Origin of the sequence: Chryseobacterium cupriresistens (assembly GCF_046614675.1) — a bacterium.
In the GTDB taxonomy this organism is placed as follows: Bacteria; Bacteroidota; Bacteroidia; order Flavobacteriales; family Weeksellaceae; genus Chryseobacterium; species Chryseobacterium cupriresistens.
Map to the genome: position 1 here is coordinate 769,862 of NZ_JBKKJT010000001.1, position 15,781 is coordinate 785,642.

Annotated in this window: 10 protein-coding genes; 1 reads left to right on the forward strand and 9 read right to left on the reverse strand. The window is 38.7% G+C overall.

The window, feature by feature from the left end; genetic code table 11:
- Positions 1-26 precede the first annotated feature (26 nt).
- Positions 27-1,517: an aminotransferase-like domain-containing protein gene (locus ACLI50_RS03585; RefSeq protein WP_411413179.1), complete on the forward strand. Its 1,491-nt coding sequence runs from the start codon at positions 27-29 to the stop codon at positions 1,515-1,517.
- 387 nt (positions 1,518-1,904) lie between these two features.
- On the opposite strand, the gene ACLI50_RS03590 is transcribed toward ACLI50_RS03585, so the two are convergent.
- The 9 genes from ACLI50_RS03590 to ACLI50_RS03630 are packed head-to-tail and all read right to left on the reverse strand — an operon-like array spanning position 1,905 to position 15,596.
- The gene (locus ACLI50_RS03590; protein ID WP_411413180.1) at positions 1,905-3,092 is read right to left on the reverse strand and encodes a PepSY-associated TM helix domain-containing protein; all 1,188 of its coding nucleotides are present in this window, start codon (positions 3,090-3,092) and stop codon (positions 1,905-1,907) included.
- Between the two features lie 2 nt (positions 3,093-3,094).
- Positions 3,095-5,536 carry a TonB-dependent siderophore receptor gene (locus tag ACLI50_RS03595; protein ID WP_411413181.1) on the reverse strand — a complete coding sequence of 814 codons (2,442 nt, stop codon included), beginning with the start codon at positions 5,534-5,536 and terminating at the stop codon, positions 3,095-3,097.
- A complete protein-coding gene (locus ACLI50_RS03600; protein ID WP_411413182.1) occupies positions 5,523-6,911 on the reverse strand; it encodes an AMP-binding protein in 1,389 nt (462 codons plus the stop codon). The genes ACLI50_RS03595 and ACLI50_RS03600 overlap by 14 nt, the downstream gene beginning before the upstream one ends.
- A gap of 4 nt (positions 6,912-6,915) precedes the next feature.
- Entirely contained in the window at positions 6,916-7,161 is a 246-nt protein-coding gene (locus tag ACLI50_RS03605) for an acyl carrier protein (RefSeq protein ID WP_002979498.1), read from the reverse strand.
- Position 7,162: 1 nt separating this feature from the next.
- Positions 7,163-8,566, reverse strand: coding sequence for an MATE family efflux transporter (locus ACLI50_RS03610; protein WP_411413183.1), 1,404 nt, complete (start codon positions 8,564-8,566; stop codon positions 7,163-7,165).
- On the reverse strand, positions 8,563-10,374 hold the full coding sequence (locus ACLI50_RS03615) for an IucA/IucC family protein (protein WP_411413184.1): 1,812 nt from the start codon (positions 10,372-10,374) through the stop codon (positions 8,563-8,565). The genes ACLI50_RS03610 and ACLI50_RS03615 overlap by 4 nt, the downstream gene beginning before the upstream one ends.
- A 6-nt stretch (positions 10,375-10,380) precedes the next feature.
- Complete coding sequence (locus ACLI50_RS03620) at positions 10,381-11,697, reverse strand: lysine N(6)-hydroxylase/L-ornithine N(5)-oxygenase family protein (protein ID WP_411413185.1); 1,317 nt, start codon at positions 11,695-11,697, stop codon at positions 10,381-10,383.
- Entirely contained in the window at positions 11,690-14,098 is a 2,409-nt protein-coding gene (locus tag ACLI50_RS03625; RefSeq protein WP_411413186.1) for a GNAT family N-acetyltransferase, read from the reverse strand. Before ACLI50_RS03625 ends, ACLI50_RS03620 begins: the two co-directional genes overlap by 8 nt.
- Positions 14,070-15,596 (reverse strand): pyridoxal phosphate-dependent decarboxylase family protein, encoded by a 1,527-nt coding sequence (locus tag ACLI50_RS03630; protein WP_411413187.1) that lies wholly within the window; start codon positions 15,594-15,596, stop codon positions 14,070-14,072. The genes ACLI50_RS03625 and ACLI50_RS03630 overlap by 29 nt, the downstream gene beginning before the upstream one ends.
- Between the last annotated feature and the right edge of the window lie 185 nt (positions 15,597-15,781).

The window sequence follows — 15,781 nt, forward strand, 5'->3', positions numbered from 1 at the left end:
GGTTGTATGGTGCCAGTTTTGATATTATGGATAGTCCGGTTAAAATTCCTTACGAAAGTTTTATAAAAATTGATAGAAAATCAGAAACATCTATTTATCTGCAGGTCGCTAATCAGCTGATCAATGCGATTCAGCGGGGATTTTTGCCTTTCGGAACCAAGCTTCCGGGGACAAGAACTTTCAGTGAAATGCTGGAAATCCATAGAAATACAGCGGTTGCAGTGTATGATGAACTTTCTGCGCAGGGCTGGACGGAGAGTTTTCCCAACAAAGGAACTTTTGTGATTGGAAAAGATCAGGAAAAACCTGTTAAATTGAATGATTTTAAACAGAATAATCTTCAAAACTACCCTATTTCAACTGGTTTTTCGTTTAAAACATCCAACATTCTGGATAATCCTTTTGAACATTCGGATTGTGAATATGTATTTAATGATGGGGTGCCGGATATTCGTTTGACGCAGATAGGGCAGCATTCAAGATTTTACAGTTCTATTTTAAAGCGTAAATCTAACCAAAAAACGTTGGGACATTATAATCATGACGGAAGTGAATTTTTTAAAGAACATTTATCCCAATACCTTAATCTTTCTCGCGGACTTCCTATTTCTAAGAATAATCTCCTTATTACCAGAAGCACGGAAATGAGTATTTATATTGTTTCCGAGATTCTTCTTTCCAAAGGTGATACCGTATTAGTAGGAGCTTTAAGCTATTTTTCCGTTAATATGATCTTTATGAAAGCTGGGGTTGATATTGTTTCAATTCCGATTGATCAAGAAGGAATTATCGTAGAAAGCGTTCGCGAAGCTTGTAAAAAGCAGAAAATCCGGATGCTTTATCTGACACCGCACCACCACTATCCTACTACCGTTGCTTTGAGTGCACAGAGAAGATTTGAATTATTGGAATTAGCGAATGAATACGGATTTATTATCCTGGAAGACGACTATGATTATGAATTTCATTATGATAAAAGCCCCATTCTTCCTTTAGCCAGTGCGGATACGAACGGAATGGTGATCTATATCGGCTCTTTTGGAAAGTCTTTGGCTCCGGGATTCAGGACAGGATTTATTGTTGCTCCAGAGAATCTGATGACAGAGATGCGTAAATATCTGGGGATCATCGACCGTCAGGGAGATATTCTGATGGAAAGGGCATTAGGAGAAATGATTGCAGAGGGAGAAATCAACCGTTATCTGAAAAAATCTTTAAAGGTATATCAGGAAAGACGCGATTATTTTTCTTTGTTGTTAGAAGAGAATTTGGGTGATTTTATCTCTTTTCAAAAACCTTCCGGAGGGCTGGCCATATGGCTGGAATGGAATATCCCATTGAATCTGATGCAGCTGAGCCGGAATTGTGCAAGGGATAATCTTTTTATTCCTAAAACACTGTTGTATCAGAATAAAGTTCTTACAGCAATGCGTCTGGGGTTCGGGGATTTGAATGTTGAAGAAATGAACAAAGGAATTGAAGTTTTTACTAAAAATGTGAAGGGATTGATTGCGTGATGAAATCTCTCGCCGATTGAATAAATTACGGCTTCACTTGCTGAAAATCTTTGATTTTCTTGCGTCTTAAAAATGTATTAATATTAAAAAACTTGCGCCTTTGCGACTTTCCAAAAAAAAGATTATTTTATTTTTGAACGCGAAGGCGCAAATAATGACCAAAACAATGTGTTTTAAGGCGCGAGGATTTTATCTGCGATAAAATTGATACTGGATATTCTTGCTTTGAATAGTAAAAGTGAAGAGGCTACGTAAAGTGTCATTCTGAACGAAATGAAATGTAGTGAAGAATCTCTTAGTTAAATTATAATGAGATTCTTCCTTCGTCAGAATGACAAAGCCACAAAAACCACGTCATTTGACTTTTGAGATAACCTCTTCTCTTTATTAATGATGAGTAGGAAAAATTATTTTGTTTTTCTTATGCTTCGGTTGCTTCTTTTTTCTGTTTAAGTAGATGATAAAACCGGTGATGGGAAGTGATGTTGCGATAATTGCTGTCAGAAAATAAATAATTCTGGTGGTCAGTCCCAGGATACTTCCGGTGTGAAGATCATAATTTCTTTCTCTTAATGCGGTTCCATATCCTATATTTTTGTTTTTATACGATTGAGATTTTAAAACTTCTCCTGAATATTGATCAAAATTAAAATGTTCATTTCTGTATTGTCTTCCGTCATACGTCAGCTCAGCATAGTAGGTTCCTTCTTCCGATCTTGGAAAGTTGACAAGTACAGATTTTTTGTCTTTCAATCCTTTTTCCATAGTATTTCCAATCAGATTGAGAATATTTTCCCGGTTTGAAAATTCTTCGGAAGGAATTGTACTCTTAGCTTTCTTTTCTGTGGGCGTATTTCTGTTCAATGTGTTCTTTACACATTTATCTACATCTTCAAAGCTCCATATCAATGCAGAATAAGAGATTAAAAGTAAAGGAATAATGGCATAGAATCCCAAAACATTATGAGCGTCATAATTAATCCTTTTCCAATTGGCCGATATTTTAATGAAAAACATTCCTTTCAGCATGGCTTTACTCATTTTTCGGGGATACCATATCACAAGCCCCGATAAAAGAATGACAGCAAATATCAATGTGGAATAACCGGTAATCGTTTTCCCAATTTTCTCACCCAATAGAAGTCTTCGGTGAAGATCCAGTACAATTTCAAAGAAATCCTTTTTGGCGTCTTCCACTTCCTGTATTTTTCCGGTATAAGGATCTACATAGATCCGGTAATAATAAAGATAAGTTCCCCAATACGTCCATGCTTCGTCATCCATTTTTAAGGTACGGAATACATACGTTCGTAAGGGATCAGAAGGCATAACAACTCTTTTGACCTTTAAACCTTCGGGAAGTGCTTTTTCTGCTTTTTCCGTAAGTTCAGACAGTGAAAGTTTTTTTCTTCCGATATTTTCAACGTAATATCTGTTGGGGTGAACAATATGTTTTAATTCTTCTTCAAAAGCCAGGATACATCCCGTAGCGGCCATGATAACAACTATAAGCCCGGACGTTAGTCCGAGCCATAGATGTAACTGATATGCAATTTTTCTAAACTTTAACTTCATTCTTAAAATTTAAAGCTTACCTCAGCAACAAAATTACGAGGCATCTGAGCGACTACAACTCCCTGTCCTGCAAAATATTGTACATTACCCAGGTTATTCATTTTAAACCCTAATCTGTATCTTTCTTTTTCAAGGGAGATGGAAGCGTTCAGTAAAGTATAGGCTGGGAATGCAAATTGTCCGGTAACGGTTTTATTTCCGGTAATTTGTTTTCCGACACGGTTTACCCCGAAACCAATTCCAAGTCCCTGAAGTCCTTTGATCGGAAGAATATAACTGATCCATGAATTGAATACATTGGCAGGACCTGCAGACTCAGGACGACGGCCCTCTACAGCGGGATCAGCCTTTTCATATCTGCTGTGATTGTAGCTATATCCGGCCATGATATTTAATCCCTGAACAGGGTTCATGATGGTTTCGATTTCAATCCCTTTGCTTCTTTGCTTTCCATCCTGAACAACAATATTGTATTCTTTTCCGTCACGGATCACTCCGGTTCCTCTCTGGATATTATCAACAAGGATATCATAGTATCCAACCGTGAAATTCACTTTATTCCTCCAAAGATTTCCCTTGATTCCTACTTCCCACTGATTCGCCATCTGAGGTTTCATCTCACCGCTAATGTCCGGAAGCTGCTGGGCAACAGGGGCTGTATAGCTGAAACCATTCATATAGTTACCATAGGCAGATAACTGGTCTTTAACGATCTGATATACAATTCCTACTTTTGGAGACCATGCAGTCTGACTGAAATCACCGGTACGTTTGTTATCATTCAGATTAAGCTGTCCTTTACTTTCGTAATGATCCATACGCAAGCTTAAAAGCGTAATCAAACGGTCCGTAATATAAGTGACGTTTGAAATATAGGCTCCATAAAGGTTTGATGCGGAATTATTTCTCACTAAAGGTGTTTTGCCTGCCTGAATGGCTGCCTGTGTAAATGCCTGGATTTTTTGAAGGGCAAGATCTTTAGAAATATTCGGGTATCCCTCTAAGTTTTGTCCGTTGACATTATCAAAGACTACAATTGGAGAATGGTTATTATTGATTGTCTGATTCAGATAATCCAATCCGATCAATACTTTATTTTTAATTTTCCCGATATTAAATTGTCCATTGAAATTCTGCTGAACACTTGTAGAAGAAGCTTCAGAGTTCTGCCACTGTACATTACGTTCCAGCAGGGCATCACTGGTTGTCCCTCTGATAAACTGGTATTGATATAATCCTTCCGTTTTTCTGAAGTTTCTTGAAAGTAAGGTTTGCGAAGTCCATTGATCTGAAATTTTGTAATTAGCCTCTGCTTTTACGTTAATAGATGGCGCTTTTAAGGTCATATCATTGTTGGAATATGATCTTTTCCAGTCAAAGCCTAGTTCATCAGGATTATGGGCAAAATATTGCCTTGTTCTCGGAAGGAAAATAATCGGAGTATTAGTTCCTTCATAATTATAAATCTGAGCTCCCAGGTTAAATTTCAATCTTTCATTAACCTGGTAGCTTACAGTTGGGGCTACAAAGAATGATTTTCTGAATTCGGAATCTCTGAAACCATTCTGATACTGATAGGCTGCATTCAAACGAAATAACATATTTCTGGATTCTGTAATCGGGCCGTAAACATCAGCGGTAACACGGTTCAGGTTGTAGCTTCCCATGAGATAAGAAGCTTCACCTCCGAAATAATCTTTCGGTTTTTTGGTTACCGCATTAATCAGGCCTCCAAACGAAGTTACCGCGCCTCCATACAACGTTCCTGAAGGTCCTTTGATGACTTCAAGACGTTCAATATCTGCAGGATCGATCTCACCATTGGTGGTTGCAGGAACACCGTCTACCATCGATACTTTCGTAGGAAAACCTCTGAGGCTGTAGTAGAAACTTCCGTCTCCCGAGCCTCTTCCCGGACTTCCCTGCATTTTTACCATACCCGGAACATTTTTCAATACTTCCGAAATATCGTAAGTAAGCTGTTCCTTCATGATCTGCTGGTTGATGCTTGTATAAGCTTGTGGATTTTCAAGAACTTTCAGAGGCATTTTGGCCACTGAAGTACTGTCTTTATCCAGAAATTTATTTCTGCTCACTGCATATACGGTAATTCCTTCAATCACATTGTTGTGTAAAGGAGCGTAGATCGCAGGGATTTCATAGACATCTTTCTGAATGTGAATGGGTTCTCTCATCAGTTCGATGTCATTTAAAACCACCTGAAGGGTATATTCTCCAGGTGGCACATTTTCAAAGTAATATTCTCCTAAATTATTGGTTTTTGCCTGATAAGACGTGTTGACAAGTCTTAAAACAGCATTTTTTACCGGTGCTTTTTCAGACAGCATGATTTTGCCATGAACTCTGTCGCCCTGCTGTGCAGAAAGCGAATTGGAAGATAAAGCAAGACCAAGAAGTAATATAAGGGTTTTAGATGTTTTCATGCTGTAATTTTTGTAACAGGGGATAGTTTATTTTACCGTTTTGTGATAAAGGAAATGTTTCTATACGTTCTGTGCGTACATATTGTGGATTAATACGCAGTTTATTTTTAATGGTTTCGGTGATGATCTGAGGATCAATTTCCGGATTGTCATACAATACCACGATTTTTTTATCATTGGCATTCAGACATACGAAGGTATTGCCCTGCATTTCATTTTTAAGAATGAATTCTACCTCATCCAGATTCAGGCGTATTCCGAAAAGCTTCATGATACGTTTTATTCTACCTGTGATATAATAAATCCCGTTTTCACCTTTTCTGGCAGTATCTCCGGTATGCAGTACAGAAGGCTGCTCGTACGTAGCAAGATCCTCCAGTTTATGGGCATAGCCTCCGAAAATACTTACGTGAGAAAACAGCAATTCATCCGTTTCAGGATCAATTTTGAAGCTTCCTCTTTCCACCACATTTCCGATTGATGTTTCTTCTTCCAGCAATCCTTCTGTGGTAAGGTAAGCCATTCTTCCTCCAGCCTCAGTCTGCCCGTATTGTGCAAAGAATTCTTTTTTAAATTCATGACAATAAGAGAAAATAGTTTTTCTCAGCTCAGCGTTAATTACACCTCCGGTATGGGTAAAATACCTTAGACTTGGAGAATCTTTTCTGAAAAATCCTATTCTGTTCAGATTTTCATAGAGAAAAGGCACTCCGCCCAACGTACTGTAGCCGTACTCCTCCATTTCGTCCCAGAATGCTTTCTGCATTATATCCTTATCAGTACACACGATTCTTCCGGCGCGCATACAGTTGGTGGTGAAAATAGAGAATCCGTATACAAAGTTGATCGGTACGTTTAAAGGAACCACATCTGTTCCCTGAATCGGCATGTACTGAAGGATGCTCAATGCGTTCTGATAAAGGCTTTCATCAGATAACTTAACCAGTTTCGGAACACCTGTTGTCCCTGAAGTACTCAAAAGGATTTTGATGTCAGGATGAATGATAATCTCAGCTTTATAATCATCCTTTGCAAAGATTCTGATGTTGTCTGAGAATGCTTTCAGAGAGTATCCTTCAATGGTTTCCCTTTGTGGATCAAAGATGTATTTCGGACGATATTCTGCCTCAATACGTTCTTTAAATTCCTCATGAAGTTTCTGTCCCAGTAACGCAATGGTATGTGCTGTTCCATAAAAATTGAGGAGCACTTCAATGCTTGGAAGCTGATTATCATTGTACAAAAAAAGCAGGCCTTTTTCTACGGGGTTTAAGCCTAAAGACCGGTACAGTGTTCCCACCGGTATTGTTGTACCGGTGGAAGCATCTGTAAACCCCAAGTTCTTATTGGCAATTACATTTTCTAAAATTTTCATAAGCTTAGTTTTCTACGAATACATCGTATTTTTTCATTTTTTCGCGAATTTTTCCGACGGTTCCCATCTCAAGAATATCATTAAAATCAAATTTGATCTGATAAAACTGTTCAAGCGCTTCTACGATCAGAAGATGAGACATAGAATCCCATTCCGGGATTTCCTGATACGTAAGCTTTTCATCTACCAATTCTTTTTTTATAGCGATGGCAGAGGCGATAATTTCATAAAATTCTTCTGTAGTGTTCATTTTAAATTTTTATAGTTTTCCATTTTCCATTTCTAAAAATCATCAGGAATAACACTGCTAAGACAATTTCCGAAGAAACGATAGCGGTAAATATTCCTGTCAGTTCCCAATGAAGCTTTACCCCCAAGAGATAAGCCATAGGAAGCTGAATTACATAAAACATGACAATATAAAGCAGGGTAACCTGCATAATATTTCCGGCTGCATTCAATGCGCGGCTGATCACCATGGTGAATCCTAAAAGCAGATAAGCCATAGAGACCACATGGATGTATTGAACCGCATATCTGGCAACTTCCGGTTCTGTAGTGAAAAATTTCACCACATATTCTGCTGCAATCTGCCAGAATAAGGCTACAATGACCAGATAAGTCATGTTGATGGTTCCTGCTCTCCAGACTGTTTTTTCTGCACGTTCCGGTTCTCCGGCACCGAGATTCTGTCCTGTAAGCACTCCTGCTGCATTTCCTATTCCCCAGGCAGGCATTGTTGCGACCGAAGCAATACGCTGGGCAATAATGTATCCTGCCAGCGCGGTTGTTCCGAAAGTAGAGATGATTTTCACCATAATCAGCCAGCTGGATGTAGGAATGATATACTGAACCAATCCTCCAAAGGCGAGTTTCAGAATCTTCTGTAACAATGTAAGATCAAGCTGAAAAGGAACTCTGATGCTGATGCTGGTTTTTCCTGTGGCGAATATGAATGCCTGATATACAACTCCTAATGTCCTTGATAAAACCGTAGCATACGCCAATCCCATCAATCCGAAAGCAGGAATAAATCCTAATCCGAAAACAAGGATTACCGCAAAGATGATATTGGAAATATGGCAGATCCAAAGTGATTTCATGGCAATATCGGCATCACCTGCCCCTCTGAAAAGCCCATTGACAGACAAGCGGAGAATCACAAGCCCGATACTCAGAAAGACCAGTCTTGAGAAAGAAACGCCTTCGGTTACCGTACTGGCATTGATTCCCAAAAAATCAACAATTTCTGATGCGAAAAAGCAGGAAACACCGCCAATAAGCACTGCAAAAAACAGAGCCAGCAAGATAATGTATTGGGCTGTTCTGCCCATTCCTTCTTTATCTTTTTCGCCCGCTCTTCTGGCGGTAAGGGTTGCTGCTGCAATTCCCAAACCTACTGCAATGGCATAAGCAAAGTTGATGTAGTTATCGGTAATTCCCACAAGCCCAAGAACCTTGTCGCCTAATTTTGCAATAATCAATAAATTGACACTTACAAAAACAGATTCCATGACAAGTTCCATCACCATAGGAATGGCAAGACTAAAGATGGAACGGTTTATACTTCCGGAAGTCAGTTCAACTTTCTTTCCGGCTATGGCTCCATACGTAAAAACCGCTCCTTCTTTTAGTATATGCAGGAATTTCCTCATACTGCTGCTACTGAATTTTTATTGGCAATCTGATACAGCGGATTTGGCAGTGCTCCGTCTTTTCTCGGAATAGCAAATGCTTTATTCTCACTGTAACCGTTATTTTTCAGACGCAGACTGTTGATATAGAATCTTTTGAATGCCGGCACATACAGGTCATACTTTTCGTATCTTTCCTGAAGGTGAGTATTCTCAGCTTTATAATTTTCTACACAGTTGTGAACCAATTCCCAGAATGTTTCTTCATTAAAGTTGGAATAGGTATGCAAAGCATTCGACAGGTATCTGAAGAAGGCATCAAAAACTCCAAGCAAAATAAACAATGGGATATTTTCTTTATTGGAAGACTGGATCAAACCGTCCGCAAGGTGTGCAGGAAGCTTTTCTCTGGCTTCTGTGGTAAGTACAATATCATCCACAAAGTCTTTGATGACGATTCTCTTCGGAACTCCGTTTTTCAAAACAACCATAATGTTTTCTCCGTGTGGCGTTACACATAATGAATGCGTGTAATAAATATGTAATAATGGGGTAAGATAAGCATCAAGATAGCTTTCAATCCATTCTTTAATGCTTACTCCTGCTTTTTCAGCAAATGCCTGAACCAATGGAACTCCACTTTCATCTACATACAGTAAAGAAGCCATAGTTACCATTTGTTCGTCTTCTTTCAGATGATTTTCAGCACTTTCTCTCCATAATGCTCCAAGGAATTCATTATATTGATAAGGTACACTCGCAATAGCTCCATATTGTGGATGCAGATAGGTGATTGCTGCTTCTTCTCCTAAGAAAATAGTCTCTTTGTTCTCAAGGTAAGCATCATCTTTAATTAAGCCTTTTACCCAATCTGTAATAGCTGGAGCAATTTTCATCTGTTTAGGTGATAATCCTCTGATATTTCCTGTGCTCAGAATAGAAACAGCCGTTTTCAGGTATCTCTTTTCAGGATGATCTACATTGAATAAAGTACGGATACTCTGCTGCGGACTGTACGTATCACTACCCTCACCCAATTGGATTAAAAGTCCTGAAGCAATATCTCCGGCAAAATGAATCTGAAGCTTATGCTCCCACTGCCATGGATGTACAGGAATAAAATGATAGTCTTTAACAATTTTTCCTTCGCTGATCAGTTGCTGCTGAAAATCATTATACAGCAGGTCTCCTACTTCGGAACGATAAAACTCATCTCTGTCAATATGTTCCAAAGCCTGGAATGATGATCTGCTTTTATGGGAAGCCAGCCAGATCACTTTTAGATTCTCATCGGCTTCAGGGGCAAATGTTTTCAGGTCTTTTGGAGAAAAACCTAACCGGCTTTTGTTCACAATTACCCAAGGATGTCCGGTCATATTATGCTCTACAGTTTGATAATCCGCATCCGCAAGATCTTTTGAAGAGATCACTCCTCTTGATAAGATTAAAGCATCACAATACAAAGTATGCAGTAATTCTTCTGTATATCTTGCAATGGTATAAGGGTCTAAGTCAAAAACTGATTGCATTTCCAGAAAGAAGGCTGCTACATCTACCGAAGACAGATCTTCACCGTTTTCTGTTTTTGTAATGCTGTCTTTATCAATATGCCAGTAATCCATCATTCTTTCCTGTCCGCGGAAGCTGTATGAAATATTTTCAAATCCTGTTTCGAGCTTGAAAACTGTATATCCGTCCTGATCTTCAAAGGTCACGACAGGTTTCAGAAGCTCTTCGTGCATCAGTTCTGAGATGGTTTTGGCCATTAGGTTTCTGTTGGCCTGATTCCAGTTTTCCTGGCTTATTGTATTTTTTAAGTTGGTGTTCATCTTTAATTAAATTTTGGCAGTTGGTAAATCAGCATATTTTTCTACATCAAAATCCTGGAAAGCAATTTTCTTTTCAATTTTATAATGCTCTCTTCCCAGAATATCATTGATGATGTAAGAATTACGGTACGCAGCCATTCCCAGATCGGTAGAAATATAGCTGTGGGTGTGCACTTCAGCATGAAGCACATAGATTTCCCCTCCGTTGTGGTCTATTGAATAATTTCTGTTCACATCAAACAATCCGCTGGAATCTCTCTTGATTCTATCCTGAATATTTTGTAAGAATGCAGGTTCATGATAACGGTATCCTGTTCCTAAAATCAAGTAATCCGCTTCCTGATCATAAGGAACTTCCTGTTCCAGTTGGGTAAACTCAAGATTGATGAAATCCGGATTACTGTTGTCTACTCTGTTCAGCTGGCTGTTAGGAATAATTTTAAGATTAGGATCCGCATTATCGATATTCAGATCATAAATAAAATCATAGATATCATTGATCAGATCGTAATTGATTCCTTTAAACTGAGCCTGCTGTTTGCTTAAAATGGTTTTCCTTGCAGATTCACTTCTGTTGTAGAAATAATCAACATAATCCGGAGAAGTAAGTTCCAGCGTCAGTTTAGAATATTCCATAGGAAAAAATCTGTCCGGACGGGAATACCATCCCAGTTGGGTTTCTTCATTCCTGTTTTGAAGTAGGTCATAAAAAACTTCTGCAGCACTTTGGCCAGAACCGATAATGGCAATTTTCTTTCCCTGAGATAACAATTCCTCTTTTCGATAGAGATAAGAGCTCGTATGAATAAGTCTTGAATCATCTTTCGGAATAAAAGAAGGAATATGAGGCTGTGTCCCCGTTCCTAAAATCAACCTTTCCGTTTTAAAAATAGTTGTTTCTTTTGTTTTGGTGTGAATGGTCGTCACATGATATAAACCGTCTTCATAAGTAATATCCACTACCTGAGTAGAAAAACGGCATTGCGGAAGCTGTTCAATCACCCATTGACAATAACGGTTGTATTCTTTCCTCGGAATGAAAAAGTCTTCTCTGATAAAAAATTTATACAGTCTTCCGGTTTCTTTCAGGTAATTCAAAAGGCTTAAAGGATTTGTTGGATCGGCCATGGATACGCAGTCGCATAAAAATGGAGTCTGCAGGGTTACATGGTCGATCATCAGTCCCGGATGCCAGTCGAAACCATCTCTCTGGTCCAGGAAAAGGGTTTTCAGTTCCGAAATCGGATTGGATAATGCGGCAAGTCCCAGATTGAAAGGGCCAATCCCTATGCCTATTACATTGTATACGGCTTCGTTAGTCATTTTTTGTGATGTTTGTGGTGATTTGTACCTCTTTATTCTGGGGGAATTTTTCCCAGTACCATTCTCTGTAACAGAAGTTCAGATTGGCTTTTTTATGAGGCATTTCAATTACTTTTTCTACTTTGAAACCTACGTGGGCCTTGTTCATCATAGAAGCAAGAGAGTCTACAGATCCTTCGCCAACCATTTTTCCTACCTGTGGCTGTGCAAAAACATAATCCACCATAGATTGTGTGGATGGAGAAACGAATTTTTTCTTTGGATCAGTCGGTGCAATAAACTGGTGCGTTCCGTAATCTGTTGGCAATACTTCATAATAATCGCCTACGATATCTCTGCAAGCCCAATACACCTCGATATTGCATGAAGGTTCATCGTTTCCTGCGATGATGTAACTGTGGGCTTCATCACTTGGAAGCATCAGTCTGTAATAGGTTTCCAGCTCATCAATAGGCCAGTTCATCTGCCAGATTTTTACGGCATGTTCACGGTTGAACCATTCATGAAGCATTTCAAGGTCATTTTCAAGATCTATAGGACGCATACTCATAGTAACATCCTCTTTCTGGAAATACCTTTTGAAGAAAACCTCTGTTCCCTGCGGATTGATTAACTGATCCGAAAAGAAATGTTTGTGAAGAAGGTTCGGAACTTTAGCATAAGAAATTGAAGAAGCATTCACGCCTCCGTCTACATCAGCAACCGCCGACTGAAGGTTTGATTTTACGGCCCAATATCTTTGATTCAAAGCATAATCCGTTAAAGATGAAGGTTCACTGTCATGAAGATTTTCAAATTCCCTGTACAGAATATGGATTAATCTTCTTTCTTTCACCAATCCCGTCTTACCTATTGAAGCAATCAGTGCGCTCAGGTTACTTACCAGAAGATGGTGAGAAATAATATCCAGAAGACGCTCATCTCTGATGAAAAGGTCTTCCACTTCAGGATAATCTTTGATCAGAGATTCATATTTTCCTGTAAAGCTTTCTTTGATTAAATAACCTTGTCCGTCTCTCACATAAATAGATTGAGGAAGCAATTGATTATCCAATTGTACAAGCAGATTCTGCTGATGAACTTCAGGAGCCATGCCTAATTGATCATACAACCTATTTAAAGGAGAAAGCAATAGATTTACATACTTTTCAAACCAGATAATAGCTGCTTTTTCTGCATCTATACCCAATTGATTCGCAACATTCTTAAAGAAATGCGCCGTAAAATTGAATCCATCTGTAGATTCATCCTGACAAAGCCTTGCCAATAGAATCACTTTATCTTCATTGGAAAAAGGATTTTCACGGAGCAGAATATTCAGGCTGTCCATATTATTCCCTTCATAATGAACGCTTAATGTGGAAGGCTCCAGCAATAGTTTAAAATTTGGGAAGTTTTGCTCAAATGAAGTTTTTTCCTGCTGCCACCAGATAGCGGAAGCATATCCTCTGTTGAGATCTTTTAAGCTGTTTGTTCGCACAGAACCGGTCATTAAAACATGCAGAGAGAATTTTAACATCCAGCTGAAATCAGGATTGTATACTGTTCTTATAGAAGATGTAGCATAAAAATCCTCTCCTAAAGGTCCGATATGAATGATCTTACCGGAACCCAGCATTTCAGGGTATTCTGCTGTTGATAAAAGATATTGTGCCTCCCACGGATGGCATGGAACGATGTAAAAGTCATTGATGTTTTCAAAATCGTAGCTTTCCGGTAAAGAAGTCCATTTTTCGAAGATTTCTTTGGCCGAGATTCCCGGAAGAGATTTTTCCGTGATGCAGTCTTTATGGATCAGGAAATAATCCAACTGAAATACTTTCCCGAATTCTGGACCGTATAAAAGCTGTTCTTCCTCAGAGAATCCCATTCTTGATTTGGTGAAAGGATGCAGATTGTGTCCGGCAGGAAGCATTTGCTCAGATTCAAGAAAAGAATAGGTCAACAACTGATCGTCCTGAAGACAGGCTTCTGTCGTCAGTTCCAGATTTCTTAAGCTGCTTTGAATTCTTTCCACAAAGTTTCTGAAACCCGTTTCATTGGTAGTCTCAGATAGTTCTTTGTAAACCAATTCAGTAAGTTTTTGATCATTCACTTCAAAAACTTCCTGATTTTGATGATCTACCGCCCACAAAACAGGTCCGTATTCATGAAAAAGAGTTTCTGAACGATAGGAAACCGGAGCAAATAAAAACAGTCCGCTTTTCTTCATTTCAAATCTCATAAACAATGAATAATTGCTTTTCTGAAGAGCTTTTGCCGTGAGAAGATCATATTTCGGAACGCCGCGGTAGAATTTTCCGTTTCCCAGTTCTCTCAGCATTCCGTTCAACAGAATCCTGAAAGTAATTTCCCTAGCTTTTTCTCCTGTTCTATTTTTCTGAATTAAAGTCTTTTCCATGATTTTTGATTGTGGTGAGAATTTGATGAATGTCTTCCGTAGTCGTAATCGGATTCAGGAACGTAAACTTCAGATAGAAATTACCGTCAACCTTTGTACTGGCTACAAGGATTTCTCCGCTGTAGAACAGTTTCATCTTGATGTATTGATTCAAGGCATTCAGATCACTGATTTCCGGATTTACATATCTGAAAACAAGAACACTTAAGTCGGAATCTGAAAGAAGTTCAAAATCTGCATCTTCAGAGATCATCGCTGCAGCATCTTTGGTAAGATCGATCACGGTGTCTGTATATTCTGCCAACTGTTCTTTACCCATCATCCTTATGGTAAACCAAAGTTTTAACGCATCAAATCTTCTTGTACTCTGGGTAATGGATTTATTGATCTGTGCCGGAATTTCCTCCTCGTCCATTTCCTTCGGATTCAGATAATCGGCGTGGTGTTTAAGGATCAACAGTTCTTTTTTATTTTTAACAATGAAAGCACTGCTGCTGATCGGTTGGAAGAATGATTTGTGGTAATCAATCGTTACAGAATCTGCTCTTTCAATACCATTGATCAGGTCACGGTATTTTTCGCTTAATAATAAAGCACAACCGTAAGCAGCGTCTACGTGCATCCAGATGTTATAGTGTTCTGCAATATTGGCGATATCATCCAATGGATCGATATTTCCAAAGTCTGTAGTTCCGGCTGTCGCTACGATTCCGATAGGAATATTTCCTAATTGCTCTTCCCTCTTAATGTATTTCTTTAAAAGAGAAATATCCATACGGAAACGGTCATCGGTCGGAACTTTAACAATACTTTTCTCACCCAATCCCATAATGGATGCATTTTTCAGATTGCTGAAGTGAGATTTATCGGAAACAAATATCCTGAAACGGCTTGCCTCCGCTGGCAGACCATCCATTTTAATATTGTGGTTATATTTTTTCTGAGAAAAACAGTCACGCATCATCACCAATCCCATTAGGTTGCTCTGTGAGCCTCCTGCTGTGAAAACGCCATCGCTTTCATGGGTATTGTATCCGATCTGACCCGCAGTCCAGTCGATCAGCTTTCTTTCCATAAAAGTTCCTCCTGCACTCTGATCATAAGTATCCTGAGAAGAATTGATGGCACTTACAAGAATTTCTCCTGCCAATGCCGGAATGACTACAGGGCAGTTAAGATGCGCTACATATTGTGGAAGGTGAAAAGCGGTGGCATGTTTCACATAGATTTCATCTACTTCAGCCAGCAGCTCATTATAATTGGATAGTTTTTGATTAAGGTCTATCTGTTGTACCATTCCTTTCATTGTTCTGGCTTCTATACCACTGAAAGGCTTGTTGTTTCTGTAAAGAAATTCCTGAACCAGGTCCAAAGTACTGTTGACAGCATTACGATAATGATCATAATTGTCAGGATGAAAAATATTCCCAAAATTCCCCGAAATGTGGGGTGAAGTTGTACTTGCGTGCTCTTCAAGGGATATTAAATTGTTGTTCATAAAAGTTTTGTAATGTGATTTTTTTAATCTGTGAATTGTTGTGGTTTTTTCGATATACGACTATATATATCTGGTAGTCAGTTTTTTAAATTTTGCATTTTTTATTATATTTTATTTGGTGATTACATAATTATTACTAAATTTGACTTAGCTATTGTTATTTAGAATAATTAAAAACAAAGATA

Bases quoted from the DNA above. Each gene is read 5' to 3' on its own strand.
- ACLI50_RS03585 (WP_411413179.1), top strand. From the start codon at position 27: ATGGATAGTCCGGTTAAAATTCCTTACGAAAGTTTTATAAAAATTGAT.
- ACLI50_RS03590 (WP_411413180.1), bottom strand. From the start codon at position 3,092: ATGAAGTTAAAGTTTAGAAAAATTGCATATCAGTTACATCTATGGCTC.
- ACLI50_RS03595 (WP_411413181.1), bottom strand. From the start codon at position 5,536: ATGAAAACATCTAAAACCCTTATATTACTTCTTGGTCTTGCTTTATCT.
- ACLI50_RS03600 (WP_411413182.1), bottom strand. From the start codon at position 6,911: ATGAAAATTTTAGAAAATGTAATTGCCAATAAGAACTTGGGGTTTACA.
- ACLI50_RS03605 (WP_002979498.1), bottom strand. From the start codon at position 7,161: ATGAACACTACAGAAGAATTTTATGAAATTATCGCCTCTGCCATCGCT.
- ACLI50_RS03610 (WP_411413183.1), bottom strand. From the start codon at position 8,566: ATGAGGAAATTCCTGCATATACTAAAAGAAGGAGCGGTTTTTACGTAT.
- ACLI50_RS03615 (WP_411413184.1), bottom strand. From the start codon at position 10,374: ATGAACACCAACTTAAAAAATACAATAAGCCAGGAAAACTGGAATCAG.
- ACLI50_RS03620 (WP_411413185.1), bottom strand. From the start codon at position 11,697: ATGACTAACGAAGCCGTATACAATGTAATAGGCATAGGGATTGGCCCT.
- ACLI50_RS03625 (WP_411413186.1), bottom strand. From the start codon at position 14,098: ATGGAAAAGACTTTAATTCAGAAAAATAGAACAGGAGAAAAAGCTAGG.
- ACLI50_RS03630 (WP_411413187.1), bottom strand. From the start codon at position 15,596: ATGAACAACAATTTAATATCCCTTGAAGAGCACGCAAGTACAACTTCA.